This window comes from Exiguobacterium sp. BRG2, assembly GCF_031844245.1.
Lineage (GTDB): Bacteria > Bacillota > Bacilli > Exiguobacteriales > Exiguobacteriaceae > Exiguobacterium_A.
In genome coordinates this window covers 114,165-140,609 of sequence record NZ_JAUZUW010000003.1, presented here as the reverse complement: position 1 = coordinate 140,609, position 26,445 = coordinate 114,165, and the positions used below count along the sequence as shown (strand labels likewise).

Here is a 26,445-nt window from a genome sequence, read left to right as displayed (position 1 = left end):
AGATTTTTTTATTGCGTCTTCCGTTACGTCACCCCTTATACTCCAATCAAAGGAGGTACACAGATGATGTATTCCACTCAGGAAATCGCCAAACTTACCGGAGTCACAAAACGAACGCTTTATCATTATGAGACGTTCGGTCTCCTTGTGCCAAAGCGCAACGATGCCGGTCACCGATATTATAGCAGTGAGGATCTTTTACGTTTACAACAAATCCTTCTCTATCGCTCTCTTGATTTTCCGCTGTCAGAAATCCAAAGATTACTTACACAATCTGACTCCAGTCATCACACGATGATATTGAAAAAACAAATTGTACTACTTCAAGAAAAAGCTTCGCATTATCAGATGCTCGCTCAACTCGCTGAACAAACATTACTCACTTTAATAGGAGGACTCCCCATGAAAGATGAACAATTATTCCGCGGTTTACGTCACGAAGAGATCGTCATGCACGAAAAACAACATGCAGATGAAGTCCAACAACACTACGGTGACACCGACGCCTATCGAATCAGTGCAAAAAGACAAAAACAACGTACCCCGAATGAGAAAGAACAACTGAGCGCCATGCATAAGCAACTCGATCAGCGCTTGACGACCCTCTACCGCGACGGGCACAAGGCGACAGATCCAGACGTTCAACAAATCGTGAAAGAACAACATGACTTCATCGATACGTACTATTATCCATGTGAGTTATCTATTTTTGCCTCACTCGGCCAGATGTATGTGTCCGACGACCGGTTTCGTGCCTACTACGATGCGTATGCACCTGGACTATCTTCTTTCTATTCGGAAGCTATTTCGCACTATGCAGAAGCAACATCAAATTAAGGCTGCTTCTGCCTGATAGACGGTTTTACCAGCTTGGACAGTCTCCACTAAACGGTTATTCAAGATGGCTTCCCCACGCAAGCGATAGAAGTCTTCTTCAAAGATGACGAAATCGGCATCGTATCCTGGTAGGAGTAATCCTTTGCGTCCATGTGTCTCGGTCGCGAGATGTGGATTTTTCGTAAAGAGTAACAAGGCTTCGTACATCGATAACGTCTCATTCGCCTTATTGACACGTCCCGCTGTTCCTTCCGTCGCTGCATACAGGGAACGCCGGACATCGGGGTCAGAGATCGGTGCATCTGCCCCACCGCATAATAATGCGCCGGTCTCAGCTAACGAACGTAAACGATAACTCCAGTCTAAGCGGTTCAATCCGAGTCGATCGACGATGAAGTCTGCGTCATCCAGTAAAAAGACCGGTTGAACGTCAATCAAGACCGGTAACTTCCGAATTCGTGCAAGCGTTTCTGGTCGAACGACCGTCGCATGAATGATCCGATCCCGCTTGCCTTTTGGTGCTGGATATTTCTCGAGCACCTGTACGAATCGTTCAATCGCTAAGTCACCGATGACATGTGCCGCAACTGTGAACCCGTAACTACGTGCACGCTTGACGAGTTGTTCGAGTTGTTCTGGCGTATGCACTTCGATGCCACGTGTCGTCGGATCATCAGAATAACCACGACCAAGTAGAGCTGTCCGTCCTCCGAGTGCACCGTCGACGAATAGTTTCATCGCACCAATTGACATCGTTGATGGCAAAATTGGTTGCTGTTGCACGAACTCATCGATGACAAGATGATGAACGAGTAGATGTGTATGGAAGCCTGTCTCTTCTGTCACTTCTTTATATGCTTGGAGGATTTCCGCGACATCTCCGTGATACGATAAATCTTCTGTGTGTGCCGCAATGATGCCGTATTGATATAAGTTCTTAATTGCTGACCGGAGTGACGATTTGTTTCGCTCTAAGTTTCCAGCTTGTAACGCATACAAAGGTTCAAGCGCCGCATCGTACAAAAATCCGTCAGCTTCGCCGTTATCCGATAAGCCGATCTTTCCACCATCGATGACAGTCGATGCTTTATAGCCGAGCTGTTGGAATAAAACATCGTTGACAAGTGCGGTATGCCGGTCTGTCCGTTTTAATAAGGCAGGAACGTCCGGGAACAACTGATTCAGCCATGCTTTTGTCGGCGCACGGTCAAGTTTCGTTTCGTCATATCCTTCCGCCACGTGAATCCCATTGATTGGTTCTGCCTTGAGGAAAGCTTGTCCTAATGCTTCAAGCGTCGTATAACGCGAGGCATCGACACGGTTGATCGCTTCCCCGTAGCCAATCAGATGAATATGTGCGTCTGTGAAGGCTGGATAAACAGCTTTTCCGTTCAAGTCTTGAATCTGTTCAATACGTCTACCGAAACGTCGACGTAGTTTTCCTTCCTCCCCCATTGCGATGATCCGCGTCTTCTCGACGAACATCGCTGAATGGACGTCCTCTTCATGTGCCATCGTCCGAATCAATCCGTTTACGTATAGTGTTCCCATTCTACTCACTCCTCTTTTTACAAAAATAGGGTGACCATGACGGTCACCCTGAATTGTCGATCCTGATTTAAACGTGCAACGTTTCCTCTGGTGCACACGATCGTTTAATGCGTTCGATCGCGTCCGGATCGTATTCATTTAGGACACGTTCCGCTAAGATGATCGTACGTTCATAGTCTCCCGCTAAGAACTTCGTTTCCGCGATCGTCAGCGACATATGTATCTCATTGTCGTGGCGACGGTATCGGTTCGCATACTGGACGAGCCGTTCGGCATACGTGACTTCGAACACTAATGTATCTAACCGTTCTTGCACATGTTTAAACGTTTCTTGGACGTCTTGACTTTGTGCAACGATCGATCGGACATTAAACGGTAACTCTTCGAGCCGTGTCTCAAGCGTCTGTAGCGAACGATTCGCATTACGTAGTGCTTCTTCGACTTCCGTTGGTAAGTTCGGTAATCCAAGTCGTTTCAGACGAAGACGTGTTTGCGAGAGCTGATGACGCCATTCGACGATCCGTTCGCGCACTTCTGTCTCTTCTTTTCGAAGCGCTTGAAGTTCGACCGTAAAGCGTTCGTACTGAATCATCAACTGTTCCTCTAAGCGAATCGCATCGCGCATTTGATCTTCGAGCATACTGAACGGAATGATTTTCCCAGCAATCGACTCATCGAGATCTTTTGCCGCTTCAAATAGTAGCTCTTCGTCACGTTGGATCGTTTCGTAGTGAATTCCAAGATCTGCTGAGATTTCATACTTTTCACGTAAAATGCTGAACTCTTGTGCTAACTGATGAATCCGTTCGCGCATCCGTAATGCTTTTTGTTTCAAGGATTGATTTTCTTTTTTTACTTGATGACGTGCATCAACTTCACGACGGAACGTATCGTACATTTGATCAACGTCGGCTGATAACTGTTGAATCGCCTCTTCCAAACCATCGACTTCAAGTCTCTCGATTTTTTCAGCAAGACTTAAACGTTGTTCCTCGAACCGTTTAATCTCAGATTGAAGACCGAGAGGCTCAAGTGGATACCCATCTAACGACATTTCCTTATAACCCGCTCCGAGCTGATCAATCCGTTGACGCAATTCATGAGCGAGAATCTTCCATTGTTTCGGTACGAGCTCGACAAGGTGACGTGTCGTCGCTACTTCTTGCTCGAGTAACAAGCTTGTTTCATACGCCTTCGTCACTTCACCCGAAGCTTCGTACTGACACATCTCATTCCAGTGCGCGTCGATTTGTTCACTTCGTTCTTCCAGACGCGCGAGCGCCGGACCGAATGAGTTCGCTTGGATCAATAACGATTTCCGAACTTGCCCTGAATCGGCTTCCCCTTGCGCTTTCAACTCTGCTAGAACCGATTGATTCGTTTTGAACGTCGACATCTCGACGAGCATCTCATCGATCAATCCTTCGAGTTCCGCAATCAATTGTTCCGTTACTTCAAGGTCATTCTTGACGGCGATGAACCGGTATTTATCGAGCGCTTCTTCCGCTCGGTAAAGGGTTTCATCGATTTGGGCGACGTGGACCGTTAACAACTCTTCCCACGCTTGATGCCAGGAGCTGAACTTCGTCTCCGTCTCACCCGCCATCGGTAGTTGCTTTAAGTCCTGCAACTCCTTCGGAATCGATGCACTGACGATGCCTTGCTTGCGCATATCAAGTTCATCGATTTTCGTGTAGTATTTTTTTCGACTGATCATGCTGAATAGCATGACGAGTAATACGATGACGATGACTCCGATCACCCATGCCCACATTTGTCACGACCTCCACTCTGTCGTACGACTTTAGATTTTCTCTAAATCGCAATAATCTTATCCTTATAATAGTATAGCGCAACCGTTTTGCATAGATTTACAAAGGCTTTTCCTGATTTCTTCCGCTGTTTTGAATCCTTTTTCCAAAAATCAATTGTTTGTCAGCTACACGAAAACTCGTTAAACTAAAAAAAATACGCTTTTCACGGGAGGAATTTTTATTATGTTCGAAACAAAGACATATGAAGGTGACCGGACGAAACAATATGACATGCTATCAAAACAACTGGATGCTTTATTAATGGGAGAAGACAATCAAGTCGCGAACTTATCGAATGCGAGCGCGTTACTCAATCAGTTCCTTGACCGTATCAACTGGGTCGGTTTTTATTTGACGGATACCGAGCAAAACCAACTCGTCCTCGGACCATTCCAAGGACTTCCAGCATGCGTCCGTATTCCATTCGGTCGTGGTGTTTGCGGAACGTCCGCAGCAGAACAGACGACACAACGCATCGAAGACGTTCATCAATTCCCAGGTCACATCGCATGTGACGCGGCATCGAATTCTGAAATCGTCATTCCACTCGTCAAAGACGGCCAAACGATCGGCGTCCTCGATATCGACAGCCCAGAATTCAACCGTTTCGATGAAGTCGATCAAGCTGGTTTAGAAGCATTCTGTACGACGCTGCTTCGTCATCTGTAATTCTGATTGACAGTCGATTGTCCACACCGTATACTTGTAAAAGTGCAGAAATGATAACGATAGCGGTCAAATCGCTTACGTATCACATTTCATGACTCGGTGAATAACCGGAGGGGCATCGTGTAACTTTGCTATCAAGCGAGGGTGCCACATCATGAAATGGGCGTAACGTGGGTTTGATGGCGTTATTATTTTTATGCAAATAATAACGAACAATAAGGAGGAGTCTTATTATGGCTCGCTATACAGGTCCAGCTTGGAAACTCTCACGTCGTCTCGGTATCTCACTTACTGAAACAGGAAAAGAAATCGCAAAACGCCCTTACGCACCAGGTCAACACGGTAACAGCCGTCGTAAAATGTCTGAGTACGGTCTTCAACTTCAAGCGAAGCAAACACTTCGTCACATGTACGGAGTAAACGAACGCCAATTCAACCGTATCTTCAACGATGCTGGCAAAATGCCTGGTATCCACGGTGAGAACTTCATGTTCTTACTTGAAGCACGTCTTGATAACGTCGTTTACCGTATGGGTATGGCTCGTACACGTCGCGCTGCTCGTCAGCTCGTCAACCACGGTCACATCCAAGTTGATGGACAACGCGTTGATATCCCATCATTCCGCGTGAAACCAGGTCAAACGATCTCAGTTCGCGAAAAATCGAAGAACTTTGTCGTTATCAAAGAAGCACTCGAAGTTGCTCCAGCAACTAAAGACTTCGTTACTTTCGATGCTGAGAAGCTCGAAGGAACGTTCGTCCGTCTTCCTGAGCGTTCTGAATTGAACGATCAAATCCAAGAACAACTCGTCGTCGAGTACTACTCACGTTAATCGATTGTTCCAGCACCCACTTCGGTGGGTGCTTTTTTATACCTATGACTAAAATGTATACCTGGTCTTAAGAAAATAGTGACGGCTTCCATCTATTTGTGTTAACCTATAAATATACATAGTTAACACAAATAGAAAAGAGGACTTCATTCATGAAAACAAGAGATTTAACGTTCATCGCCCTCGGTGCTGCCATCATTGCAGCCGTCAGTTCTATGCCACAAATCCAACTCGTCGGTGCTGTTCCAATCACACTCCAGATGCTCGCCATCATGACGGTCAGTGCCATTCTCGGTGGAAAACGCGGTGGACTTGCTGTCTTGATCTTCTTATTGCTCGCAGCTGCTGGTCTCCCTGTTCTCGGCGGAAAAGGTGGACTTGCTCCGTTTGTCGGACCAACTGCCGGTTATTTGATTGCCTTTCCGATTGCCGGCTTCTTCATCGGTCTCGTCGCTGAAAAAACGCGTCGCTTCGTGCCACTCTTTATTGGAATGATCGTCTTCGGACTTGGTTTAGTCTACTTGCTCGGGACATTTGGTCTGATGGCTGTACTCGATCTGTCGTTTAAAGATGCTTTTGCGATCAACTACCCCTTCATCCTATGGGATACGATCAAGGCCGTCATTGCCACGACGATCGCCGTTCGTTTGTTACCACTCCGCTTATTCCGGACAGCTTAAAAAACGCTCTCTGCATCTATGTGCAGGGAGCGTTTCGTTTATCATCAAGCATGCTCGACGACGAAGTATTTTTTCTTTCCGCGACGTACGATCGTAAAGCGACCGATTGCATCTGATTCAGTGATTTCTTTCGTTAAGTCTTGCTCGCGTTCTCCGTTCAGGTAGATCGCACCGTTCGTGACGTCTTCACGTGCTTGACGTTTTGACGGACTGATCTTCGCCTCAACGAGAACATCGACCAGGTTCTTCGCTTCGCCGAGTGTAAAGCGCGGCATTCCTTTAAACGCATCTTCGATATCTTCGACTTGCAACGATTTAATATCTCCGCTAAAGAGTGCCGTCGTAATACGTTGTGCTTGTGTCAGACCTTCTTCACCGTGGACGAGAACCGTCATTTCTTCTGCAAGACGACGTTGTGCGACGCGCTTCTCTGGTGCTGCCTTGACTTCTTCTGCAAGTGCATCGAGTTCTTCGTGCGTCAAGAACGTGAAGTATTTTAAGAACTTGATGACGTCGAGATCGTCTACATTGAACCAGAACTGGTAGAACTCGTACGGTGACGTTTTATCAGCATCTAACCAGACCGCACCGCCAGCTGTCTTACCGAATTTCTGACCATCCGCTTTCGTAACGAGCGGTACTGTCAATCCAAATGCTTTTTCTTCATGACCAGCACGACGAATCAGCTCCATTCCTGCTGTGATGTTCCCCCACTGATCACTACCTCCTACTTGAAGACGGCATCCTTTGTCTTCGTAAAGTTTCAAGAAGTCAAACGATTGAAGTAACATGTATGAGAACTCAGTGAATGAGATACCGTTTTGAAGACGTGAATCAACAGAGTCCTTCGCAAGCATGTAGCTGACCGGGAAGTGTTTTCCGATATCACGTAAGAAATCGATGATTGTCAAATCTTTCGTCCAGTCTAAGTTATTTGCGATCGTGACCGGGTTTTCACCTTCAAGTGGTAAGAAACGTGACAGTTGATCTTTAATCCGATTCGCGAACTCTTCGACGATATCCGATGTGTTCAATGACCGTTCCGTTGCACGACCACTCGGATCCCCAATCATCCCAGTTGCCCCTCCAACGAGACCTACGACATGGTGACCCGCTTGTTGGAATCGTTTTAAGACTAAAATCGGCAACAAGTGTCCGATGTGAAGTGAATCTGCAGTTGGATCGAAGCCTGTGTAAAGCGTCGTCGGATTCTCGAGTAATGTTTTCAGCCCTTCTTCATCTGTCATTTGGTTAATTAACCCGCGAAATTCTAAATCTTCTAATAACGTCATTGTTTCTCCTCCTAAAGTTCACTATTAACAAAAAAAACCGTCCCTTCGTCTAAAACGAAGGGACGGAATATTTCCGTGGTACCACCCTAATTGTCCTTTTGTGTAAAAGGACCACTTGGTTCGTCGATAACGGGACGGACCGCTTGATTTCTCAAGAAACTCCTGGAAGCGTAATTCATAAGTTCACTGTGTCCTAGTTCGCAGCACCACTAGGTCTCTGTCACAGGGAGTGACTTACTACTATATTCCGATCATGGTTTAGCGCAATATACGAAAATAAGATGGTTTCATGATACGTCGAAGGCGAATCCGCTGTCAAGTCCGATTTCATTAGTAGATTTATGGTATAATACGTCTATCTGTGATTTAATATTAATTTACACCTAAGTTTAAGATGCAAAGGAGATCATTTATGCGCGAGAACTGGTTCAAGTTTTGGAATCATCCCCGGACGAAAGCCGTTCGGCACTGGTCAAATATCACATATGATGTTTCATGGAACATCATTTTGTTCCTCATCATAGCTGTCTTACTCGTCGGTAGTTTTTCTGTTGGTGCAGCGGGCGGCTATTTCGCTTCGCTCGTCAAGGACACAAAAGCACCACCATTGACTGAGATGAAACAACAAGTCAACAGCTATGCCGTCACAAGCCAAATTTATTGGGGAAGTGGTGAAAAGCTGACGAACATCTCAACAGATGAAGAACGTCAGCCTGTCGATATCAAGAAGATTTCTCCTTACTTGATCGATGCGCTTTTATCAACGGAAGATGTAGACTTCTATCAACACGATGGTGTCGTTCCAAAAGCGACATTACGAGCAGTTCTACAAGAACTAACGAATTCTGCGTCGCGCACAGGCGGAAGTACGCTAACACAACAATTAATCAAAAACCAAATCTTGACGAACGAAGTCTCATTCGAACGGAAAGCGAAAGAAATTCTTTTAGCATTGCGCCTTGAAAACGCGATGTCAAAAGATGAAATTTTACAAGCGTACTTGAATGTCGTCTCATTCGGTCGCAATTCACTCGGTCGTAACATCGCGGGGATCGAGGCTGCATCACAAGGAGTTTTCAACAAATCCGCGAAAAAACTGACGTTACCACAAGCAGCTTTTCTCGCTGGGATTCCTAAAAACCCTTATTACTACACCCCTTACCTTCAAGGTGGCGTTGTCAAAAAGGACTTGACGCCAAGTGTCAACCGGATGAAAACAGTATTGAAGCGGATGTATGTCGCGAAAAACATCACGAAGGAACAGTACGAAAAAGCAATTAAGCATGATATTACGAAAGATTTCGCGAAACAATCAAAACGTTCTCGTGATACGTATCCGTATGTCTACGATTTAGCCGAACGTGAAGCGACGAAAATCATGACGAAGTATCTGATGAAACAAGATGGCGTGAAGGAAGATGAAGTGAAACCGTCTGAACTGGCAGAAGTGCGTGCCAACTATCAAGATCAAGCACTTGTTGCACTGCGCCAAGGCGGCTACAAAGTTCACTTGACACTTGATAAAAAAATTCATGAAGCGATGCAACAACCTGCGAAGAACAGTGCGAACTTCCCAGGAAGCATGCAATACAAACAAGTCGTCGATCCAAAAACGAAAAAAAGCGTTTCGAAACAGGATCCAGAAGAAACAGCAGCAGTCATGGTTCAAAATGAAACGGGACGTATCCTCGGATTCGTCGGCGGACGGTATATCGATGGAAAAGCTGACGATTTCAACCGGGCATTCCAAGCCAAACGTCAAATCGGGTCAACGGCAAAACCAATCCTCGTTTACTCGAACGGGATTGAAAATCGCTTGATCACACCAGGGTCTACCGTTAATGATGAAGAGTACTACTACCAGACTGTACCACGTCAACCTGGCGACCGTCCGATCAAGAACGAAGGTGGACGTTACCGTGGTAATGTAACGGTTCGTACGGCATTAGAACTATCATTGAACGTACCGGCCGTTAAGATTTACGAGAAGATGAACATGTCGAATTCGATTCAAAAACTCGTCGATATGGGAGTTGAAGTACCTGATGCGATCCGTTATGCCCCTTCTGCGGCACTCGGAACGATGGAAATCACACCTGTCGAACTCGCAGGTGCTTACGCGACACTTGCCAACTATGGTGAATTCGTCCAACCGTACATCATCTCGAAAATTACGAAAGACGGAAAAGATATCTATAAAGCAAAACCGAAGAAAAAACGGATCTATGAACCACGAACAGCTTACCTGACACTTGATATGATGCGTGGTGTCTTCACGAAAGGTACAGCGACGTTCGCTAAAGCTAGACTGAACGTACCGGGAGATTGGGCCGGTAAGACGGGTACGACCAACGATGTCAAAGACTCTTATCTTGTTGGTTCTACTCCTGGCGTAACCCTTGCCGTCTGGACAGGACACGACCAGAACAACTCACTTATCGGTCCGTCAACGTACTACCAACGTACGCAGACGCTCTGGTCACAGATGGCGAATGCATCGTATGGTGCGAACAGCAGTTACTTCAAATCTGGCGCCCGCTTCACGCAACCATCTTCTGTAACAGCAAATGACTTCCAAAACAGTGGTCGCTTCAAAGAAGAAGATAAGAAGAAAAAAGCAGAAGAAGCAAAGAAAAAAGCAGAAGCGAAGAAACAGAAAGAAGTAGAAGAAAAGAAAAAAGAGGCAGACGCACAGAAGAAAGAAGATCAACAAAAACAACAAGATCAAGCTAAAGAAAAAGCAGATGCTGAGGCAAAGAAAAAAGCAGCAGATGACGCAAAACGTGCTGCCGATGCAAAAGCAAAAGCCGATGCAAAAGCAAAAGCCGACGCAAAAGCAAAAGCCGATGCAAAAGCCGAAGCCGATGCAAAAAAGAAAGCTGAAGCGGACGCTAAGAAAAAAGAGGCAGATGCAAAGAAACAGCAAGAGCAACAAAAGAAACAAGATGAAAAGAAAAAAGATGATGCTTCTGAAAACTAACAAAAAGGATGAATCACCTGTTTCGGTGATTCATCCTTTTTTCATGTTCAATCCTCCATCGTCGATAAATCGCCCGTTTCCAAGTTCAACTCCCATGCTTTCAGGACACGGCGCATGATTTTACCACTTCGTGTCTTCGGCAACTTATCTCGGAAATCAATTTCTCTTGGGGCCGCGTGAGCAGCTAGACCTTCCTTGACGAATGCTTGGATTTCTTGTTTTAATTCATCCGTTGGCTCATAACCATCACGTAAGGCAATGAATGCCTTAATGATTTCGCCTCGCACCGGGTCTGGTTTCCCGATGACTCCGGCTTCCGCGACTGCTGGGTGCTCAACGAGACGGCTTTCAACTTCAAACGGACCAACCCGTTCTCCAGCCGTCATGATGACATCATCGACACGCCCCTGGAACCAGAAATAGCCTTCATCGTCCATATAGGCAGAATCGCCTGACACATACCATCCTTTAAAGAAATAGGATTCATATTTTTGTGGGTTGTTCCAAATTTGACGCATCATCGATGGCCATGGTGTTTTCAAGGCAAGGTTACCCATCCGGAACGGTGGTAACTCGTTTCCTTGATCATCAATGATCGCAGCTTGGGTTCCTGGAATTGGTTTCCCCATCGATCCCGGTTTGATGTCCATCGACTTGTAGTTACAAATCATCATCGCACCCGTTTCTGTCATCCACCATGTATCATGAATGCGTTGGTCAAATGCTTCTTTTCCCCAACGAATAACTTCTGGATTCAATGGTTCTCCGACAGACAACACATGACGAAGACTTGAAAGATCATGGTGATTCGCGACGTCCGCCCCCGCTCCCATTAACATCCGGAAAGCAGTTGGCGCGCTATACCAGACCGTTACGTTATACTTCTCGATAACGCTATACCAGAAATCTGGATTGAAACGTCCACCGACAACGACGTTCGTTGCCCCATTTAAGAACGGTGCGAAGATACCGTAACTTGTTCCTGTGACCCATCCTGGATCAGCCGTGCACCAGTAGACATCGTCTTCTTGTAGATCGAGTACCCAACGTCCTGTCATTAAATGCTGAATCATCGCATTTTGAACATGGAGGACACCTTTTGGCTTCCCTGTCGATCCTGAAGTATAGTGCAAGATCAATCCGTCTTCTCGATCCAACCAGACCGGTTCGAATACATCGGATGCTTGCTTGAACGCTTTTCGGAAATCAAGTAATGTTTCTGATTCTTCAACGCCTTCATCAACGAGTACTACTTTTTCAAGTGATTCCAGTTCCCCAACTGGAACACGCGGGAGCAACGCTTTCGTTGTCACGAGTAGTTTCGCTTCAGAATCAACTAAACGATCACGAACAGCTTGTTCCATGAATGCTTCAAACAACGGACCGACGATTGCCCCTACTTTCAGTGCACCAAGTAGGGCAAAGTACAGTTCTGGTGAGCGTGGCATGAAGATGAAAATCCGGTCACCCGTTTTGACTCCTGCATCGACTAATACGTTTGCCGCTTTATTCGTCAATCGTTTCATGTCTGCATAGGTGAATCGTTGTTCCGTCATTCCATCGAAATAGATCAGCGCATCCTTGTTCGCCCGCTCGCCTTCTGCGTGGCGGTCGATTGCTTCATAGGCCATATTGACTTTCCCCGTTGTCGCCCATGAAAAGTACTGCTCAGCATCTTTCCAGTCGTACGTGTTCGTTTCATCATACTCTGCTAACCAATGCTTCCCCGGAAGCGCTTTCAAAACTTTCATGTCTCGTTCCTCCCCTTCTATGTTTTCCTCTTTATTATAAGCTAGTTATCCGTCAGTTCAATCCATTTGCCGTCAATTTGTTAAAAAATCCCTCTCTTTACTCAAGCGCTTTCGTCTATAATGAATAGGAAGGTGGTGACGCTTACATGTTTGAAAAACAATTCAATCATCGGACGCATGAAACATCACTCGGTCCTGTTGACATCGAAGGTCCCGTACCGAGTCAAACACTAGCAACGTATACACTCGATTCAGGGTTAACGGCTTTTCGTCCACCCGCTGAACAACATCAAGCGCTCGTTGAGATTGCGGACCTTGAAGAAGGACGGATCATCGTCGCTCGTCAAGGAACGGAAATCATCGGTTATGTGACTTACTTATATCCTGATCCCTATGAAACATGGAGTGAGGGAAACAATCCGTACATCTTGGAACTCGGGGCGATTGAAGTCTCCTCTCGGTTCCGCGGACAACAGATTGGTAAAAAATTGCTTGAAATCTCCATGCTAGATCCTGCCATGGAACATTATTTAATTCTAACGACTGAATATTATTGGCATTGGGACTTAAAAGGGAGTGGACTATCAGTGTGGGATTACCGGAAGATCATGGAGAAGATGATGAACCATGGTGGTCTTGTCTTTTTCCCGACCGATGATCCGGAAATCGCCTCCCACCCTGCTAACTGCCTGATGGCACGTATCGGAAAACACGTCTCACCTGAAGTCGTCGCTCATTTTGATGCGCTACGCTTGAGAAGACGCTTCATGTATGACTGAGCTCGAGGAGGAATCGTCATGTTAATCGAACAAATCATGAATACGACGTGCATCACGATGCAACCGACGAATTCCATCGCGCATGCGGTTGAACTCATGCAACGTCATCAGATTCGTCATATTCTCGTCGTTAATGCCCGTCATGAACTCGTCGGTCTTGTCGGACTAAAGGAAATTCAAAGCGCGAGTAGCATCTTTCATCCGGACACAGCAAAACAAGACCTACAGTATCCCGTTTCAAGCATTATGATTGAAAGCCCTGTCACGGCCCATCCGCTTGATTTTCTAGAAGATGCGGCTGTGCTGTTTTATGAATATCGCTTATCCTGCTTGCCAATCGTCCGCGGTCGACGTCTTGTCGGTATCGTCACGGAAACGGATCTGTTACGGACATTCGTTCAGTTGACGGGTGCACTCGAACCAAGTTCCCAAATCGAGATCCGTGTCGAGAATACAGCAGGTACATTAGCGAAGATTTCCGCACTGCTTGCTAAAACGAATATTAATATTTTAAATGTACTCGTGTATCCAACAGACGATCCGTATGTCCGGATTGTTGCGTTTCGTGTTCAGACGATGAATCCAATTCGGATCATCGAGAAGTTACGCAAAGAAGGATTCGATGTACTTGGACCGGATGTGAGCAGATGAAGGATTTTGCTTATCTGTATAGTCCTGAAGAAGCAACCTATCGATTTTCCGAGACCCACCCATTTAACCCAATCCGTCTCGAATTAACCGTTTCCTTGCTTGAATCGATGCATCAATTAGATGACATCCCTTGTATCGCCCCACGTCATGCGACCGATGAAGAATTGGCACTCGTTCATGATCAGGATTATATTGCTGCTGTCAAAGCAGCCGGAACCGGAGTATTATCACCACTCAAGGCACAGATGTACGGTCTTGGTACGGAAGATACTCCCTTGTTTCAAGACATGCATTCGGGTGCTTCCCTCCTTGTCGGCGGAACGATTGAAGCATGTGACCTCGTCTTATCTGGTAAGTATAAACGCACCTTTCATATCGGCGGTGGATTACATCACGGGTTCCGCGGACGTGCTTCAGGGTTTTGTGTCTATAACGATACGGCTGTCGCCATGGCGGCGATGATTGAAAAATATCACTGTAAAATCCTTTATGTCGATACGGATGCTCACCACGGGGATGGTGTGCAATGGGCCTTTTATAATCGAAATGATGTCATGACACTATCTCTCCATGAAACGGGTCGCTACTTATTTCCAGGAACGGGGATGGTAACGGAGAGAGGATCTGAAGAAGGATACGGTTTTAGCTGGAATGTACCACTGGATGCTTTTACGGAAGACGATTCGTTTTTACTTGCTTATGAGACGGCACTCTTTGAAGCATGCGAGTTGTTTCAACCGGATCTCATCATCACACAAAATGGCGCTGATGCGCACGTGCTTGACCCATTGACGCATCTATCCTTAACGATGAAAAGTTATGAAAAGATTCCTCAAATCGCTGTGGCTGCGGCAGAAAAGTATACAGATGGAAAAATCGTTGCTTTAGGCGGCGGTGGTTATGATTGGTATCGTGTCGTTCCTCGCGCGTGGAGTCAGGTTTTTGCTGCCATGACAGGACAAGATCCTTTTCACGGGGAAATTCCAATTGCATGGCAAGAACGATGGGGCGGACAGGAAATAGCGCCACCCACGCACTGGCATGATCCGTCACCACTTTATCCCGCAATTCCAAGACGTCCTGAAATTGAAGAAAAAAATTGGGAGACCGTCAAACGATTGATTTGGCCATTCGTAAACGATGAACGTAAAAAACAACTGACAGCGATTTCCCCCTATTCCGCTGATTAATTGACTTTTTATCTTCACATTTATTTCGTTCGGAGTTCACATCTTGTTGCTATACTAAATATGGAATTTTTACTTAGTAAACGAATAGTTGGGGGAATCATCATGAAAAAGGCATGGCTTTACTCCGGTCTCATTCTGTCGACAGGGATCGTACTTGCAGGGTGTGGGAATGAAAAGCAGGCAATGGATCACGATAACATGCAAGGGGCCGGAAAACCGACCGTCGACGTCACTGTCGATATCCCAGCAAAGACAATGGATGAAGATGCCGTCGTCTTTAAAGCATCCGCGGTCGAAAAGAAAAAGCCCGTCAACCTTGAGGATGTGACGTTTGAAGTTTGGAAAGCTGGAAAACAAGATGGGGCACATCAAAAATTCAAAGCAACCTTGAAAAAGACAGGTTTCTATCAAGCAGAAGCCAAACTTGCTGAAGGTGAATACGAAGGTCTCTATCATATTAATGATAAAAAAGGACTCCATCACATGGATAAGATCTCTTTTGTCGTCATGGATCATTCACATGAAAAAGAGGAAGCATCGCATGAACACGAAGCCGTCGATGGTCTGTCTGTCCATTATATGGGTGCGACGAAAGTAAAGGCTGGTGCTGACCTCCCTGTCTCCTTTCACGTTTTTCTCGATGGAAAACCATTAAAGGCGAACGTTCAGGTCGAAGTCATTGAAACCGGTATTGAAAAACATAATTATGTTCCATTAACTAAAAAAGGTGATGCATACAGCGGAAAAGTCACATTGAACGCCCCCGGTCAGACGACTGTGCGTCTACACGTCGAAAATGATCAACTCCACCATCACCAAGATGAACTCATCACCGTCATAAAATGAAAAAGCGTCTCTTTTTTCAAGCAGCTTGCTTGAGAGAAGAGACGCTTTTTCGATTAAGGGCGTGTCGAATCCCGTTGTTCGATTCGGTGTGGTAACGTGACATCGTTCGTTTCGATTTCTTCTTTGTTCAAAATCTTTGTCAAAAGACGCATCGAGACTGCTCCAATATCATACATCGGCTGAACGACAGTCGTCAGTTTCGGACGAATCATCGTCGCAAGACGTGTATTATCGTGTCCGATGACTTCGAAGTCTTCTGGAACACGGTGTCCGGCATCTTGTAAGGCATGGATGACACCAAGAGCCATCTCATCTGTTCCAGCAAAAATCGCACGTGGGCAATCTTCTCCAAGTTCAAGCAACTGGTTCATCGCCTTCATTCCTGAATCATACGTATAGTTTCCAAGGACGACGTTTTGTTCGCTGAACGGAAGATTTGCCTCTTCGAGCGCCCGACGATAACCAGCAAATTTCTTTTCACCATTGATTTGCTGTTCAAGTGGACCAGTGATGAACCCGATCCGTTCATGTCCACGGTCAATCAATGATTTGACGGCGTCATGTGCAGCACTTTCGTAATCGATGTTGACGGCAGGAAGGTCATAATCTTGATTTAGTGTCGCAGCGAGAACGATGGGCACAGGTGATGTCTTGAATTCACGAACGAGATCCTCATGTAGACGTCCACCCATGAAGATGATCCCATCAACCTGTTTTCCAAGTAATGTATTGAGCAAATGGATTTCTTTTTCCCGATTTTGGTCGGAGTTACAAAGAATGATGTTATATTTATACATCGTCGCAACATCTTCGATCCCCCGTGCTAAATCCGCAAAAAAGATGTTCGAAATATCGGGTACGATGACACCGACAGTCGTCGTTTTTTTACTTGCAAGTCCACGAGCAACAGCGTTTGGGCGGTAACCCAGTTGTTCGATTGCATCTTGGACCTTCTTTCGTGTGGATGGTTTAACGTTCGGATTCCCGTTGACGACACGCGATACGGTCGCCATCGAGACCGCCGCCTCTCGTGCGACGTCATAAATCGTAATATTACTATTCAAAACAAATTCCTCCTTTAGTATGATCGATCTCAAGTGTTTTCATTTCGTTTTCATTTTTAGGCAACACGAAAGGAAGACAGGAAAAGATAGTTTTCTTTTCCCATTCTTCCTTTATTGTAAAACGTTTTCATTCGCTTTAGGTCACCCTTTTTCGAAAATCATTGAACGTTTAGTGCCGGAAAGGTTGTCGTCAAGTTTTCGACGAACGTATCGAATTCTTGGAAATCAAGTTGTTGGTTCGCATCAGATAGTGCGAGTGCCGGAAACGGATGGACTTCAACCATGACAGCATCAGCACCGATCGCGTAAGCCGCTTTCGCTGTCGGCAACAGAAGATCCTTCCGTCCTGTCGAATGCGTCACATCGACCATGACAGGAAGATGTGTCTCTTGCTTCAGAATTGGAACTGCTGAGATATCAAGCGTATTCCGTGTTGCACGTTCGTATGTCCGAATGCCGCGCTCACACAAAATGACTTGATCGTTACCACTTGCCATGATGTACTCAGCCGCGTACATGAACTCCTCGAGTGTTGCAGCAAGTCCTCGTTTTAAAAGAACCGGCTTATTTGTACGACCGACTTCTTTTAGTAAATCGAAGTTTTGCATGTTGCGTGCGCCAACCTGGATAATGTCGACATATGGTAAAGCAGATTCAACCGCACTCGGCGTCATGATTTCAGTGATGACATGCAAACCGTGCGCGTCCGCTGCTTTTTTCAACATTTTTAGACCCTCGAGTCCAAGACCTTGGAAGTCGTAAGGTGATGTGCGTGGTTTGTACGCCCCACCTCGCATGAACTTCACGCCGTGTTTCGCGAGTTGTTCCGCGACTTCGAATACTTGTTCCTCGCTCTCGACCGCACATGGTCCAGCGATCAATTGTTGAGAACCATCTCCGATGACAGCATCTCCGATTCGGATGATCGTGTTCGTCGGTTTTTGTTTCCGTGATACGAGTAATTTCCGAGTCCGATCTTCTCCTTGTAATTCAAGAGAAGCTTTGAAAATTTCTTTAAATACATGCTGAAGGCGTCCTGTTTCAAAAGGTCCATGGTTATTAGCAGCAATTGATTCGAGCATTTGACGTTCCCGAACAGGGTCGTAACGGTCAAGCCCTTGTGCTCGTTTGACTTTTCCGATTTCGACAGCAATTTGACCACGTCGGTTCATCAATTCCAATAATTCTGCATTCACTAAATCGAGTTCATCCCGTAATCTTTTTAATTCTGCGTGTTGATCCATGTCCTACCACTCCCTAATCAGCATATAGCTCGTAATAGCAACTAATTATAACGAACTCTTTCCATGTTGTACATAAAGAAGCTGCATGATTTCTTAAAATATGAAAATAAATTACGTTTTTTCATATAACTTTTTCTACGTTTTCTCTATAAAGAAACATAGAAAAAGAGCCCTCATGATGAGAGCTCCGTATTCACTTCTTATTTCTTATGATTCACATCAGATTGTGGGTCATTGTCTTCCTCTTGCTCTTCCGCTAACTGTTCCCGTAGCTCTGAAAGATCAACGACCGTTTCCGTATCGATTTCTTCTGCCACGGATGCGCCATCGACTTCGTCCCCAATTTCACGCTCGATGTCACGTACAAGTTGTTCTGCTTCTGCGAGAGCTGCATCGATACTTGCCTGATCTTTCTCAAAACCAGCGTATTGTGCCGCTTCTTGAACTGTCGAATTATTCTTTGCTTTTTCAATGACAGGTGCTGCTTTGTCTTTTGCCAGTTGAATCCATTCTCCCACGAGTGGTTCTGCTTTTTCGCGAACAACTTGCGTCTGTTCCGTCAAACGTTGACGTGCAGGAGCCGTACGCTCGTCGATTAAGTCGCGCATCTCACGACCTGATTTCGGACTAGAAAGGAGAGCTGCCGCGGCACCAATCAATCCACCAACGATGATTCCCGCGAGGAAACCTCCTCCTTTAGAAGAATCTTGTGTTTGATATGGGTGTTGTTTCGTCATGATTTACGATCTCCTTTCAACTCATCTGGAATGCTTTCGACGTCCGGGACGGATACGACTTCCGGTGTAACCGGTGTCTCTGCTTTTTTCCGGAATCGACGACGTGGTTTTTTCTCGACTGTCGTCGTCGCTGTCGTATGATTTGAAACTGTTGTTTCTGCCGGTTTATTTTTTTTGAATAATTCTACAGCGACTGAGCCCCAACGGACTGCTTGTGCAATCTGGTCTTTATTCGTATCCGCCGCACCAGCGACCGTATCGGATACCGTCCGGACAGAATCTGTTACTTTATTCAAGGACGTACCAAGCTCTTCGATCGAGTTTGCAACAGGTGCAAGCAACTCGGTTTTTTCTTCAATCGTATCGACAAGACGATTCGTCTTATGTAACAACGCTGTCGTCTCCATCATGATACCGTCCAATTGACGTTCAAGTCCTGCTGTCGTGTTGGCTACATTGTTCAGCGTCTTACTTGCAGCACTTAGTACACGGGCAAGGAAAATGACGAGTACTACGAATGCGATCGCAGCGACTAATCCGGCGATTCCGCCTAATGTGATTTCCATGGTTCTTGCCTCCAATTTTTTGCGTAGTCTTTTGTTGTTAGTTCGACATGTAGCAAGTCATTCCTGCTACTCCAAATGGTTTATTTCCGTTACAATGATAATTGAAACCTACATCATCCATTTCGAGGGGGAAATTTCATGCGTGACCCACGTCTTACTCAACTGGCAACGAATCTGATCAACTATTCGGTTGCCCTTGAACCTGGTGAAAAAGTATTGATTGAAAATTTCGGTATCGAACGTGAACTAGTCGAAGCACTCGTAGAAGCTGCCTACGCGGCTGGCGGTCATCCGTTCGTCTTACTTAAGGATAATCGTATCCTACGAAAATTATACCGAAATGCTTCAGAAGAGCAACTCCAATTGATGGCAGACATCGAACGTAAGCAGATGCAGGCGATGGATGCATACATCGGATTACGAGCTGGTGATAATATCAATGAACTATCGGATGTACCAGCTGAACAAATGAAACTGTACGGTCAAACGATTGGTAAGATGCATACACAGGATCGCGTCAAAGGAACGAAATGGGTCGTCCTTCGCTTCCCGACAGCATCGATGGCTCAACTCGCCAATCAATCGACAGAAGCATTCGAAGACTTTTACTTCGATGTCTGTACGCTTGATTACGAAAAAATGGGACAAGCGATGGAACCGCTCGTCGATTTGATGAACCGGACGGATCGTGTTCGTCTCGTCGGACCAGGAACGGACCTTTCGTTCTCGATCAAAGACATCCCAGCAATCAAATGTGCCGGAAATGCCAATATTCCGGACGGTGAAGTCTTTACGGCACCCGTTAAAGATTCCGTCAACGGTGTCATCTCATATAACACACCATCTCCGTATCAAGGATTCACGTTTGAAAACGTCAAACTGACGTTCAAAGACGGTAAAATTGTCGAAGCGACGGCGAACGATACGGATCGTATCAACCAAGTCTTCGATACAGATGCGGGTTCTCGTTTCGTCGGTGAATTTGCGATTGGCGTCAATCCCTTTATCCAGCATCCAATGAAGGATATTCTGTTCGATGAGAAAATCGATGGCAGCTTCCACTTCACGCCGGGTCAAGCTTACGAAGAAGCCTACAACGGTAATGATTCATCCGTTCACTGGGATCTCGTCAATATCCAACGCCCTGATTACGGTGGTGGGGAGATCTGGTTTGACGACGTATTGATCCGTAAAGACGGTCGTTTCGTCCTTCCTGAACTCGAAGTCCTCAATCCTGAAAACCTGAAATAAGAAAAAGCGGATGGCTCGTCCTTCATAGGACAGGGGCATCCGTTTTCTATATCTTATTTTTTCAATGTCGCACGAAGCATCCAAATTTGTTTTTCGATTTCCTTCGCTTGACCAAGCAGATCATCTTCCACTGTTACGTCTTGTGCCTCAAGATGTTCAATCGCATCAAGCATCTCTTTTCGGACTTGTTGGAAGTCTTTAATGACCGAATCGATCATCTCATCTGCTGACAAACCTGATTTTGCTTCTTCGAGTGTCGTTTGTTCTAAATATTCTTTTAGCGTCGCTGAAGGTGTTCCGTTATTCATCAAGAGACGTTCCGCAACGACATCATACTGCTCAGACACCCATGTATAGAGTTCTTCAAGCTTCTCGTGAAGCGTCAAGAAGTCTGGACCTTTAATATACCAATGGTAGTTATGGAGCTTAACGAATAGGACCCCATAGTTTGCGACCTGTTGATTCAAAGCTGATTTTGCATGATTACTGATCATCTGATATTCCCCTTTCCTGCTTTCCTGATTTCAAATGACGTTCTAATTCATCTTTATCCTTAAATAACAAAAGATAAACATCATTTTCAGGAAGATTGGATTATCGCGGACGTTTTAATCCCTTTAGCATATATCCGCCTTTGAAGTCGACGGAATCGAAGGCAACGAGAAATGCTTTCGGTTCATACTCCTCGACGAGGTTACGGAGCACTTTCATACGTGTTCGTGCCGCAAGGACATCTAATCGGTAACGAACACCGTCTCGACCTTGTCCTTGATAATGCGTCACACCGAAACCATTATCACGGATGACTTGAATGAGTTCTGCCGGAAATTCTTGTGTGTGTACTTGGATCATATTGTAACCGATGGCTAGTTTTCGTTCGACATATCCACCAATGAGTATACCAAGTCCGAATCCGAGTGCATAAACGACCATACCAAGTGTCGTTAAGTCTTGGAACACGATTCCTAGTGCAAAAATGTAAATCAATGTTTCGACCGTCCCAAAGAGTCCGGCAATGACGGTCCGTCCTTTGACAAGCATGATCGTCCGCAATGTCAAAACAGGAACGTAAATCAACTGGAGCAATAAGATGAGTAAAATCTGTCCCATGGTGTCTTTCCTCTCTATAATAACTTCAACACATACACACTATTTCAAACTTTATTTCAAGATGCAATCCTATTTCAGATTTTCCTTATCAGTTTTTTGATTTTACTATCACAATTCAAATTTACGACAAAAAAATGCCACTCTAATCGAGTGACACTTTTGGTTCTCACTTATTTTACACTTTGATATTGATGCTGATACGTTTGAATGTCGCCCGCTCCCATGAATAGAAGCACAGCATTTTCATGCTGACGTAGGACAGAAACGTTGTCGCGCGTCAGAATAGAAGCTTGCGGAATTTTCTCCTGCAAATCTTCGACTCGAACTTGCCCTTCCTGTTCACGTGCTGAACCAAAGATTTCACATAGATATGTCGCATCTGCTTCACGTAAAGATGTCGCAAAATCATCCATGAATGATTTCAAGCGTGTGTACGTATGCGGTTGGAAAATCGCAATGACTTCACGATCCGGATATTTCTTCCGTGCCGACTCGATCGTTGCGCTGATTTCTTTTGGATGGTGTGCGTAGTCGTCTACTAAGATTTGTGTGCCGAATTCTGACTCACTGAAGCGGCGTTTCACTCCACCGAATGTTGCTAAACGTTCAGCAACGTCTTCTTTACTCAATCCTTCGTACTGACAGATCGCAATGACCGATAATGCATTCAAGACATGATGACGACCGAATCCTGGAATCAGGAACGTGCCATAGAAATCATCACGTAAATAGACATCAAACGATGTGCCGTCTGGCGTTGATGTCGCATTTTCAGCTCGGAAATCATTGTTTTCTCCGAATCCATAATAAAGAACAGGTACATTCGCTTGAATGTTTTGAAGATGTTCGTCATCTCCACAAGCAACGATTGCTTGCTTGACCTGCATCGCCATCTCTTGAAAAGCCGAAACGACATCATCGATTCCCGTGAAATAATCCGAATGATCGAAGTCGATGTTTGTCATGATAGCGTAATCCGGCTTGTAATATAAGAAGTGACGTTTGTATTCACATGCCTCGAAGACGAATGCCTTCGCATCTTCTACTCCTGCCCCTGTTCCGTCTCCGATCAAGAAGGCCGTCGGTGTAATACCGCTCAAGACGTGTGAAAGCAAACCTGTCGTCGACGTTTTTCCGTGTGAGCCTGTAATGGCGACCGAACGATATTCATTTGCTAAGTGTCCTAAGAAATCGTAATAATGATGGATCGTTAAACCAAGTTCATTTGCCCGTGCGATTTCTGGATGATCATCTCCAAAGGCATTCCCCTGGATGATGACATAATCTTCTTTGATGTTATCCGCATTGAACGGGAAAAATGGAATTCCCTTAGCCCGTAACGCGTCTTCAGTAAAAATGTGCTTTTCGATGTCTGAACCTTGTACCTCATGATTCATCTCATGTAGTACTTGGGCGAGCGCACTCATCCCTGTTCCTTTGATTCCAACAAAATGATACTTTGTCATATAAAAGCCCTCCAATTCACGTTCCGGTCCGTACCATCGGGCTCGGGTACAAAACCTGTACCATTATAGCAAACCGATTTATTTTTTACCATGTAAATTATTTCGCTCTCGACGCGCACGATACATCGCCATCAAGTCTTTTGTCGTCATAACGACATTGACAGGCGGTCCAACCGGCTTTTTCACTTCCGACTGAACGGGTGCTACTGCTTCCGCTTCAGCAACAGATGGATCCAAAATCGAAGTGACTTCTTCCGATTGTTGCTTCTCTGCTTCTTGATCATCAAGAAGTGCCTCGCTCGATGTATCCATCGGAACAGTTTGCTCTTCTACGGTTTCACGTGTAGAAGGTGCTTCACTTACCCGCTCTTTTACAACCGTTTCTTCTGTTTCAGGTACGGTCGGCAATTCGACTTCGCTTACGTGATCTTGATTGGCTTCAGGTTCCGGTACAAGTAATTCAACGTCCGTCACCGGTACAAAGCCAGCATCTGCTTCTGCATTGTCTAAGACAACTTCTTCCGGCGCAACAGCCTCCTGCTCCGTCAAAGTAACCTCATCAGTAATTCCCTGTTCATCTGCATCTGAAACCTGTTCAACGGTTTTTGTTTCTTCCGCAGCTTCTACCGTTTCAGATACAGATTGTTTCGGACGTTGGAATCCATAAATCGGTGAAGGAACATCTGTTAAAACGAAGCGGTCTTCGCGCTCCTCTTTTTTCGGACGCTCTACCGGCTTTGTCTCACGTTCCCCCGCAAGCTCTCGACGAATTCGGGCAGCCTGCTCCTTTAGTGACTGTTCATAACGATTACTCATACGTTCACCCCTCCATCTTGTTAAAAAATCGGTCGAATCATCGACCGATTGAGAATGCTTCCCCTACTGCTGATGTATCATCAAGTACAAGAATCCCTTTTTCTTGTGGCGCATTGGCAAGTCCGAGCTCACGCGCTGAACATAGCATACCACTTGACGGTACGCCACGTAATGCTGAAGGACGAATGATTAACCCAGACGGCATGACCGCACCCGGTTTAGCGACGACGACCTTTTGACCCGCTGCTACATTCGGCGCTCCACAAACGATTTGTAAAGTTCCGTTATCCACCTCTACCTGACAGACCGATAATTTGTCAGCATCCGGATGCTTCTCACAAGAAGCAACAAACCCAACAACGAATTTCGGAGAATAGTCAACTTGTTCGAGTGACAATTCGATATCTCGGTTTGCAAGTTCCTTTTGGATGCGTGTTGCCAATTCTTCCGTCAATTCAACCGGTCCTCGTGATTCGATCGTAAATGTATTCGACGCCTCAAACAAGTTGTAACCAATAATACGATCACCATGCTTGATTGTTGCTACGTCTCCTTCACGAGTCGCCGTCACTTCCGCACGTGGTGCGTCTTCTAAAATGATCATTAAGACGTCACCGACGCCCTCTTTATTATAAAACACATTCATTCAATCCATGACTCCCTTCCGTCTTTCTCACAATGCCTATTGTATCAGATTCTTTACTCTTTCGGCTGCTTGTTTTTCGCGAGGACGAAGACCGGCTCAAGATTGCCATCTTCATATAAGAATGGCAATGCCGTAACAGGTACACGACCGTTCGAGAAGAAATCAAACATGAGTTGTTGTAAGACATCATATCCAGCGTCATTGCGGATATCGGCAAAAATCAAGACATCCTGGTGTGGAATACCAACAGCGAATTCCCCTTCGATTCGCGCCGCGTAATCAGCTAACAATGTCTTGTTCAAGACACGACTCGCCTCATATCCGTCTCCAAGACTCAAGAAATAAAAGATGTTCCCCGCTACTTCATCTTGTTTAAATGGCGCATCGAGCGATTTCAGGTTAAAACGTGCAGCTTCCGACAGCTGTTCAGCCGTCCATTCTGCAGATGCCAATAACTCTTCGTCAATCAAACGATATGTCGCCCCTAAATCAAGTGCGTACATGATTTTCGTCTCACCAGTATGTGGTGTGCTGACAAGCGTTTTTCCTTCTTTTGTCGTATCAGCAAACGATTTAGCCCGAATGACAGGGAATATTTTCTGTTCTTGTCCAACGAGTGAAATTTGATCCGTTTGTCCGAGTACAGCACGGATGTATTCGATCGTCTCTTCGACTGCGATGACACCTCTTCGTTTTGCTTTTGCGACGAGCGGGTTCAATCCGACATCAACGCCTGATTTATCATGCTTCCGCTCAATTCGTAACACGGACTTTTCACGATCGAAATACGTTGTATAACCTTCTTCTTCGAATGTTTGTGTCATCATTCTTCGGATTTGTTGTAGTTCCACTTGATTTCATCCTTTCTATCATGAAAAAAAGCGAGTCAGCGCTCGCTTTTTTCTTAAACGGTTTCTAAAAATGCTGTCACTTGTTCTGGTGTCTTCCGCTCTTTGCCGACATAACGCCCTGTTTCTTCACCATCTCGGAACGCGACAAAACTTGGAATTCCGAAGATGTCCATTTCCTGGGCAATTTCAATGTGATCGTCGCGATCGACATAGTAAAATTCAAACGCGTCAAACGTCTGCTCGATTTCCGGCATGAACGGATCTAAAAAGCGACAATCGGGGCACCAGTTTGCTGAGAATAAAAAGACGGTCTTGCCTTGTTTTGCTGTATCGAATTCTTGTTTGGATTGTAATGTTTTCATGATGGTTTCCTCCTTTAATTTCCCTAGAAGTCATTGCCCTCATCATAGCATATTCAAATGTGACTGTGCGTTTTTGTGCTCGGTTTGCTATACTGCAACTAGAAAACACCTTGAAAGGACTTCACTATGGCAGATCAACCAATCAAACATCCGTTCGAACGCTTCGTCGGCTTCATCGGCATGACGAGTTGTTTACGTTACGGCTATTCCTTCATTGATTCCGAACGGAGCTTACCCGAAATCTTTTTATATTTAGTTGTCGGTTTCGCGGTCATCATTCTACTCGAAGCACTCGGAAAACGACTTGCTCGGAAATTACCTGTCGTGCGCATGCGTTACTTGATACCCCTCTATCTCGTTTATCTTTACATCTTCTTCACGAGTTTTTATTCGAGTTCATTCGGATTCTCTTTATGAAATGAAAAAAAGCTGATTCAAAAGGCATGTCCTTGTTTATCC

General features: G+C 45.4%; 26 protein-coding genes and 1 other annotated feature. Of the genes, 11 read left to right on the top strand and 15 right to left on the bottom strand.

Annotated elements, in window-relative coordinates; translation table 11 throughout:
* Positions 1-63 precede the first annotated feature (63 nt).
* A complete protein-coding gene (locus Q9R23_RS05780; RefSeq protein WP_214852834.1) occupies positions 64-837 on the top strand; it encodes a MerR family transcriptional regulator in 774 nt (257 codons plus the stop codon).
* On the opposite strand, the gene Q9R23_RS05775 is transcribed toward Q9R23_RS05780, so the two are convergent.
* Positions 829-2,388: an amidohydrolase gene (locus tag Q9R23_RS05775; protein WP_214852831.1), complete on the bottom strand. Its 1,560-nt coding sequence runs from the start codon at positions 2,386-2,388 to the stop codon at positions 829-831. The two genes, Q9R23_RS05780 and Q9R23_RS05775, sit on opposite strands and share 9 nt — an antisense overlap.
* Before the next feature lie 67 nt (positions 2,389-2,455).
* Complete coding sequence (ezrA, locus tag Q9R23_RS05770; RefSeq protein ID WP_290783217.1) at positions 2,456-4,162, bottom strand: septation ring formation regulator EzrA; 1,707 nt, start codon at positions 4,160-4,162, stop codon at positions 2,456-2,458.
* Positions 4,163-4,385: 223 nt separating this feature from the next.
* On the opposite strand from ezrA, the gene Q9R23_RS05765 reads away from it, so the two are divergent.
* The 3 genes from Q9R23_RS05765 (at position 4,386) to Q9R23_RS05755 (ending at position 6,384) form a co-directional block, all read left to right on the top strand.
* On the top strand, positions 4,386-4,871 hold the full coding sequence (locus Q9R23_RS05765) for a GAF domain-containing protein (protein WP_023469058.1): 486 nt from the start codon (positions 4,386-4,388) through the stop codon (positions 4,869-4,871).
* Between the two features lie 233 nt (positions 4,872-5,104).
* Positions 5,105-5,704, top strand: a complete 600-nt coding sequence (gene rpsD, locus Q9R23_RS05760) for a 30S ribosomal protein S4 (protein ID WP_214852823.1) — start codon at positions 5,105-5,107, stop codon at positions 5,702-5,704.
* 152 nt (positions 5,705-5,856) lie between these two features.
* A complete protein-coding gene (locus Q9R23_RS05755; protein ID WP_214852809.1) occupies positions 5,857-6,384 on the top strand; it encodes a biotin transporter BioY in 528 nt (175 codons plus the stop codon).
* A gap of 44 nt (positions 6,385-6,428) precedes the next feature.
* On the opposite strand, the gene tyrS is transcribed toward Q9R23_RS05755, so the two are convergent.
* Positions 6,429-7,676: a tyrosine--tRNA ligase gene (tyrS, locus tag Q9R23_RS05750; RefSeq protein WP_214852806.1), complete on the bottom strand. Its 1,248-nt coding sequence runs from the start codon at positions 7,674-7,676 to the stop codon at positions 6,429-6,431.
* 55 nt (positions 7,677-7,731) lie between these two features.
* Positions 7,732-7,940 (bottom strand) — a binding site (T-box leader).
* A 148-nt stretch (positions 7,941-8,088) separates the two neighbouring features.
* On the opposite strand from tyrS, the gene Q9R23_RS05745 reads away from it, so the two are divergent.
* Positions 8,089-10,656: a transglycosylase domain-containing protein gene (locus Q9R23_RS05745; RefSeq protein ID WP_290754609.1), complete on the top strand. Its 2,568-nt coding sequence runs from the start codon at positions 8,089-8,091 to the stop codon at positions 10,654-10,656.
* Between the two features lie 47 nt (positions 10,657-10,703).
* On the opposite strand, the gene acsA is transcribed toward Q9R23_RS05745, so the two are convergent.
* Positions 10,704-12,407 (bottom strand): acetate--CoA ligase, encoded by a 1,704-nt coding sequence (acsA, locus tag Q9R23_RS05740; protein WP_056062704.1) that lies wholly within the window; start codon positions 12,405-12,407, stop codon positions 10,704-10,706.
* Positions 12,408-12,553: 146 nt separating this feature from the next.
* Between acsA and Q9R23_RS05735 the strand changes: the two genes are divergently transcribed.
* From Q9R23_RS05735 to Q9R23_RS05720, 4 genes are all read left to right on the top strand, one after another.
* Entirely contained in the window at positions 12,554-13,186 is a 633-nt protein-coding gene (locus Q9R23_RS05735) for a GNAT family N-acetyltransferase (RefSeq protein WP_023469064.1), read from the top strand.
* A gap of 18 nt (positions 13,187-13,204) precedes the next feature.
* Positions 13,205-13,837 (top strand): acetoin utilization AcuB family protein, encoded by a 633-nt coding sequence (locus tag Q9R23_RS05730; protein WP_035406212.1) that lies wholly within the window; start codon positions 13,205-13,207, stop codon positions 13,835-13,837.
* Complete coding sequence (locus tag Q9R23_RS05725) at positions 13,834-15,027, top strand: acetoin utilization protein AcuC (RefSeq protein ID WP_290752068.1); 1,194 nt, start codon at positions 13,834-13,836, stop codon at positions 15,025-15,027. Before Q9R23_RS05730 ends, Q9R23_RS05725 begins: the two co-directional genes overlap by 4 nt.
* 102 nt (positions 15,028-15,129) lie before the next feature.
* Complete coding sequence (locus tag Q9R23_RS05720) at positions 15,130-15,873, top strand: FixH family protein (protein ID WP_214852789.1); 744 nt, start codon at positions 15,130-15,132, stop codon at positions 15,871-15,873.
* Positions 15,874-15,926: 53 nt separating this feature from the next.
* Here the strand turns inward: Q9R23_RS05720 and ccpA are convergent, their stop codons facing one another.
* The 4 genes from ccpA to Q9R23_RS05700 form a co-directional block, all read right to left on the bottom strand.
* Positions 15,927-16,937 carry a catabolite control protein A gene (gene ccpA / locus Q9R23_RS05715; RefSeq protein ID WP_035406207.1) on the bottom strand — a complete coding sequence of 337 codons (1,011 nt, stop codon included), beginning with the start codon at positions 16,935-16,937 and terminating at the stop codon, positions 15,927-15,929.
* A gap of 158 nt (positions 16,938-17,095) precedes the next feature.
* Positions 17,096-18,181 carry a bifunctional 3-deoxy-7-phosphoheptulonate synthase/chorismate mutase gene (locus Q9R23_RS05710; protein WP_035406204.1) on the bottom strand — a complete coding sequence of 362 codons (1,086 nt, stop codon included), beginning with the start codon at positions 18,179-18,181 and terminating at the stop codon, positions 17,096-17,098.
* Positions 18,182-18,381: 200 nt separating this feature from the next.
* The gene (locus tag Q9R23_RS05705; RefSeq protein ID WP_056062709.1) at positions 18,382-18,918 is read right to left on the bottom strand and encodes a YtxH domain-containing protein; all 537 of its coding nucleotides are present in this window, start codon (positions 18,916-18,918) and stop codon (positions 18,382-18,384) included.
* Entirely contained in the window at positions 18,915-19,484 is a 570-nt protein-coding gene (locus Q9R23_RS05700) for a DUF948 domain-containing protein (protein ID WP_035406198.1), read from the bottom strand. The genes Q9R23_RS05705 and Q9R23_RS05700 overlap by 4 nt, the downstream gene beginning before the upstream one ends.
* A gap of 138 nt (positions 19,485-19,622) precedes the next feature.
* Between Q9R23_RS05700 and Q9R23_RS05695 the strand changes: the two genes are divergently transcribed.
* On the top strand, positions 19,623-20,735 hold the full coding sequence (locus Q9R23_RS05695) for an aminopeptidase (RefSeq protein WP_035406195.1): 1,113 nt from the start codon (positions 19,623-19,625) through the stop codon (positions 20,733-20,735).
* Positions 20,736-20,788: 53 nt separating this feature from the next.
* Here the strand turns inward: Q9R23_RS05695 and Q9R23_RS05690 are convergent, their stop codons facing one another.
* The 7 genes from Q9R23_RS05690 to Q9R23_RS05660 all read right to left on the bottom strand — a co-directional run bounded on the left by Q9R23_RS05690 (position 20,789) and on the right by Q9R23_RS05660 (position 25,986).
* Positions 20,789-21,229 carry a Dps family protein gene (locus Q9R23_RS05690; protein ID WP_023469073.1) on the bottom strand — a complete coding sequence of 147 codons (441 nt, stop codon included), beginning with the start codon at positions 21,227-21,229 and terminating at the stop codon, positions 20,789-20,791.
* A 100-nt stretch (positions 21,230-21,329) separates the two neighbouring features.
* Entirely contained in the window at positions 21,330-21,845 is a 516-nt protein-coding gene (locus tag Q9R23_RS05685) for a DUF2179 domain-containing protein (RefSeq protein WP_035406192.1), read from the bottom strand.
* A 170-nt stretch (positions 21,846-22,015) separates the two neighbouring features.
* A complete protein-coding gene (gene murC / locus Q9R23_RS05680) occupies positions 22,016-23,311 on the bottom strand; it encodes a UDP-N-acetylmuramate--L-alanine ligase (RefSeq protein WP_035406189.1) in 1,296 nt (431 codons plus the stop codon).
* Between the two features lie 78 nt (positions 23,312-23,389).
* Complete coding sequence (locus Q9R23_RS05675; RefSeq protein WP_311246595.1) at positions 23,390-24,127, bottom strand: hypothetical protein; 738 nt, start codon at positions 24,125-24,127, stop codon at positions 23,390-23,392.
* A gap of 37 nt (positions 24,128-24,164) precedes the next feature.
* Positions 24,165-24,773: a YtpR family tRNA-binding protein gene (gene ytpR / locus Q9R23_RS05670; protein WP_214852783.1), complete on the bottom strand. Its 609-nt coding sequence runs from the start codon at positions 24,771-24,773 to the stop codon at positions 24,165-24,167.
* Positions 24,774-24,826: 53 nt separating this feature from the next.
* Complete coding sequence (locus tag Q9R23_RS05665; protein WP_056062718.1) at positions 24,827-25,624, bottom strand: DUF1444 domain-containing protein; 798 nt, start codon at positions 25,622-25,624, stop codon at positions 24,827-24,829.
* A gap of 53 nt (positions 25,625-25,677) precedes the next feature.
* The gene (locus Q9R23_RS05660; RefSeq protein WP_214852781.1) at positions 25,678-25,986 is read right to left on the bottom strand and encodes a thioredoxin family protein; all 309 of its coding nucleotides are present in this window, start codon (positions 25,984-25,986) and stop codon (positions 25,678-25,680) included.
* Positions 25,987-26,112: 126 nt separating this feature from the next.
* On the opposite strand from Q9R23_RS05660, the gene Q9R23_RS05655 reads away from it, so the two are divergent.
* Positions 26,113-26,403, top strand: coding sequence for a hypothetical protein (locus Q9R23_RS05655; RefSeq protein WP_056062721.1), 291 nt, complete (start codon positions 26,113-26,115; stop codon positions 26,401-26,403).
* Positions 26,404-26,445 lie beyond the last annotated feature (42 nt).

Bases quoted from the DNA above. Each gene is read 5' to 3' on its own strand.
- Q9R23_RS05730 (WP_035406212.1), top strand. From the start codon at position 13,205: ATGTTAATCGAACAAATCATGAATACGACGTGCATCACGATGCAACCG.
- Q9R23_RS05720 (WP_214852789.1), top strand. From the start codon at position 15,130: ATGAAAAAGGCATGGCTTTACTCCGGTCTCATTCTGTCGACAGGGATC.
- acsA (WP_056062704.1), bottom strand. From the start codon at position 12,407: ATGAAAGTTTTGAAAGCGCTTCCGGGGAAGCATTGGTTAGCAGAGTAT.
- Q9R23_RS05725 (WP_290752068.1), top strand. From the start codon at position 13,834: ATGAAGGATTTTGCTTATCTGTATAGTCCTGAAGAAGCAACCTATCGA.
- Q9R23_RS05710 (WP_035406204.1), bottom strand. From the start codon at position 18,181: ATGGATCAACACGCAGAATTAAAAAGATTACGGGATGAACTCGATTTA.
- Q9R23_RS05745 (WP_290754609.1), top strand. From the start codon at position 8,089: ATGCGCGAGAACTGGTTCAAGTTTTGGAATCATCCCCGGACGAAAGCC.
- Q9R23_RS05660 (WP_214852781.1), bottom strand. From the start codon at position 25,986: ATGAAAACATTACAATCCAAACAAGAATTCGATACAGCAAAACAAGGC.
- ytpR (WP_214852783.1), bottom strand. From the start codon at position 24,773: ATGAATGTGTTTTATAATAAAGAGGGCGTCGGTGACGTCTTAATGATC.
- Q9R23_RS05780 (WP_214852834.1), top strand. From the start codon at position 64: ATGATGTATTCCACTCAGGAAATCGCCAAACTTACCGGAGTCACAAAA.
- murC (WP_035406189.1), bottom strand. From the start codon at position 23,311: ATGACAAAGTATCATTTTGTTGGAATCAAAGGAACAGGGATGAGTGCG.
- Q9R23_RS05765 (WP_023469058.1), top strand. From the start codon at position 4,386: ATGTTCGAAACAAAGACATATGAAGGTGACCGGACGAAACAATATGAC.
- Q9R23_RS05695 (WP_035406195.1), top strand. From the start codon at position 19,623: ATGCGTGACCCACGTCTTACTCAACTGGCAACGAATCTGATCAACTAT.
- Q9R23_RS05690 (WP_023469073.1), bottom strand. From the start codon at position 21,229: ATGATCAGTAATCATGCAAAATCAGCTTTGAATCAACAGGTCGCAAAC.
- Q9R23_RS05675 (WP_311246595.1), bottom strand. From the start codon at position 24,127: ATGAGTAATCGTTATGAACAGTCACTAAAGGAGCAGGCTGCCCGAATT.
- ezrA (WP_290783217.1), bottom strand. From the start codon at position 4,162: ATGTGGGCATGGGTGATCGGAGTCATCGTCATCGTATTACTCGTCATG.
- Q9R23_RS05735 (WP_023469064.1), top strand. From the start codon at position 12,554: ATGTTTGAAAAACAATTCAATCATCGGACGCATGAAACATCACTCGGT.
- Q9R23_RS05775 (WP_214852831.1), bottom strand. From the start codon at position 2,388: ATGGGAACACTATACGTAAACGGATTGATTCGGACGATGGCACATGAA.
- Q9R23_RS05655 (WP_056062721.1), top strand. From the start codon at position 26,113: ATGGCAGATCAACCAATCAAACATCCGTTCGAACGCTTCGTCGGCTTC.
- Q9R23_RS05700 (WP_035406198.1), bottom strand. From the start codon at position 19,484: ATGGAAATCACATTAGGCGGAATCGCCGGATTAGTCGCTGCGATCGCA.
- Q9R23_RS05755 (WP_214852809.1), top strand. From the start codon at position 5,857: ATGAAAACAAGAGATTTAACGTTCATCGCCCTCGGTGCTGCCATCATT.
- Q9R23_RS05685 (WP_035406192.1), bottom strand. From the start codon at position 21,845: ATGGGACAGATTTTACTCATCTTATTGCTCCAGTTGATTTACGTTCCT.
- tyrS (WP_214852806.1), bottom strand. From the start codon at position 7,676: ATGACGTTATTAGAAGATTTAGAATTTCGCGGGTTAATTAACCAAATG.
- Q9R23_RS05705 (WP_056062709.1), bottom strand. From the start codon at position 18,918: ATGACGAAACAACACCCATATCAAACACAAGATTCTTCTAAAGGAGGA.
- rpsD (WP_214852823.1), top strand. From the start codon at position 5,105: ATGGCTCGCTATACAGGTCCAGCTTGGAAACTCTCACGTCGTCTCGGT.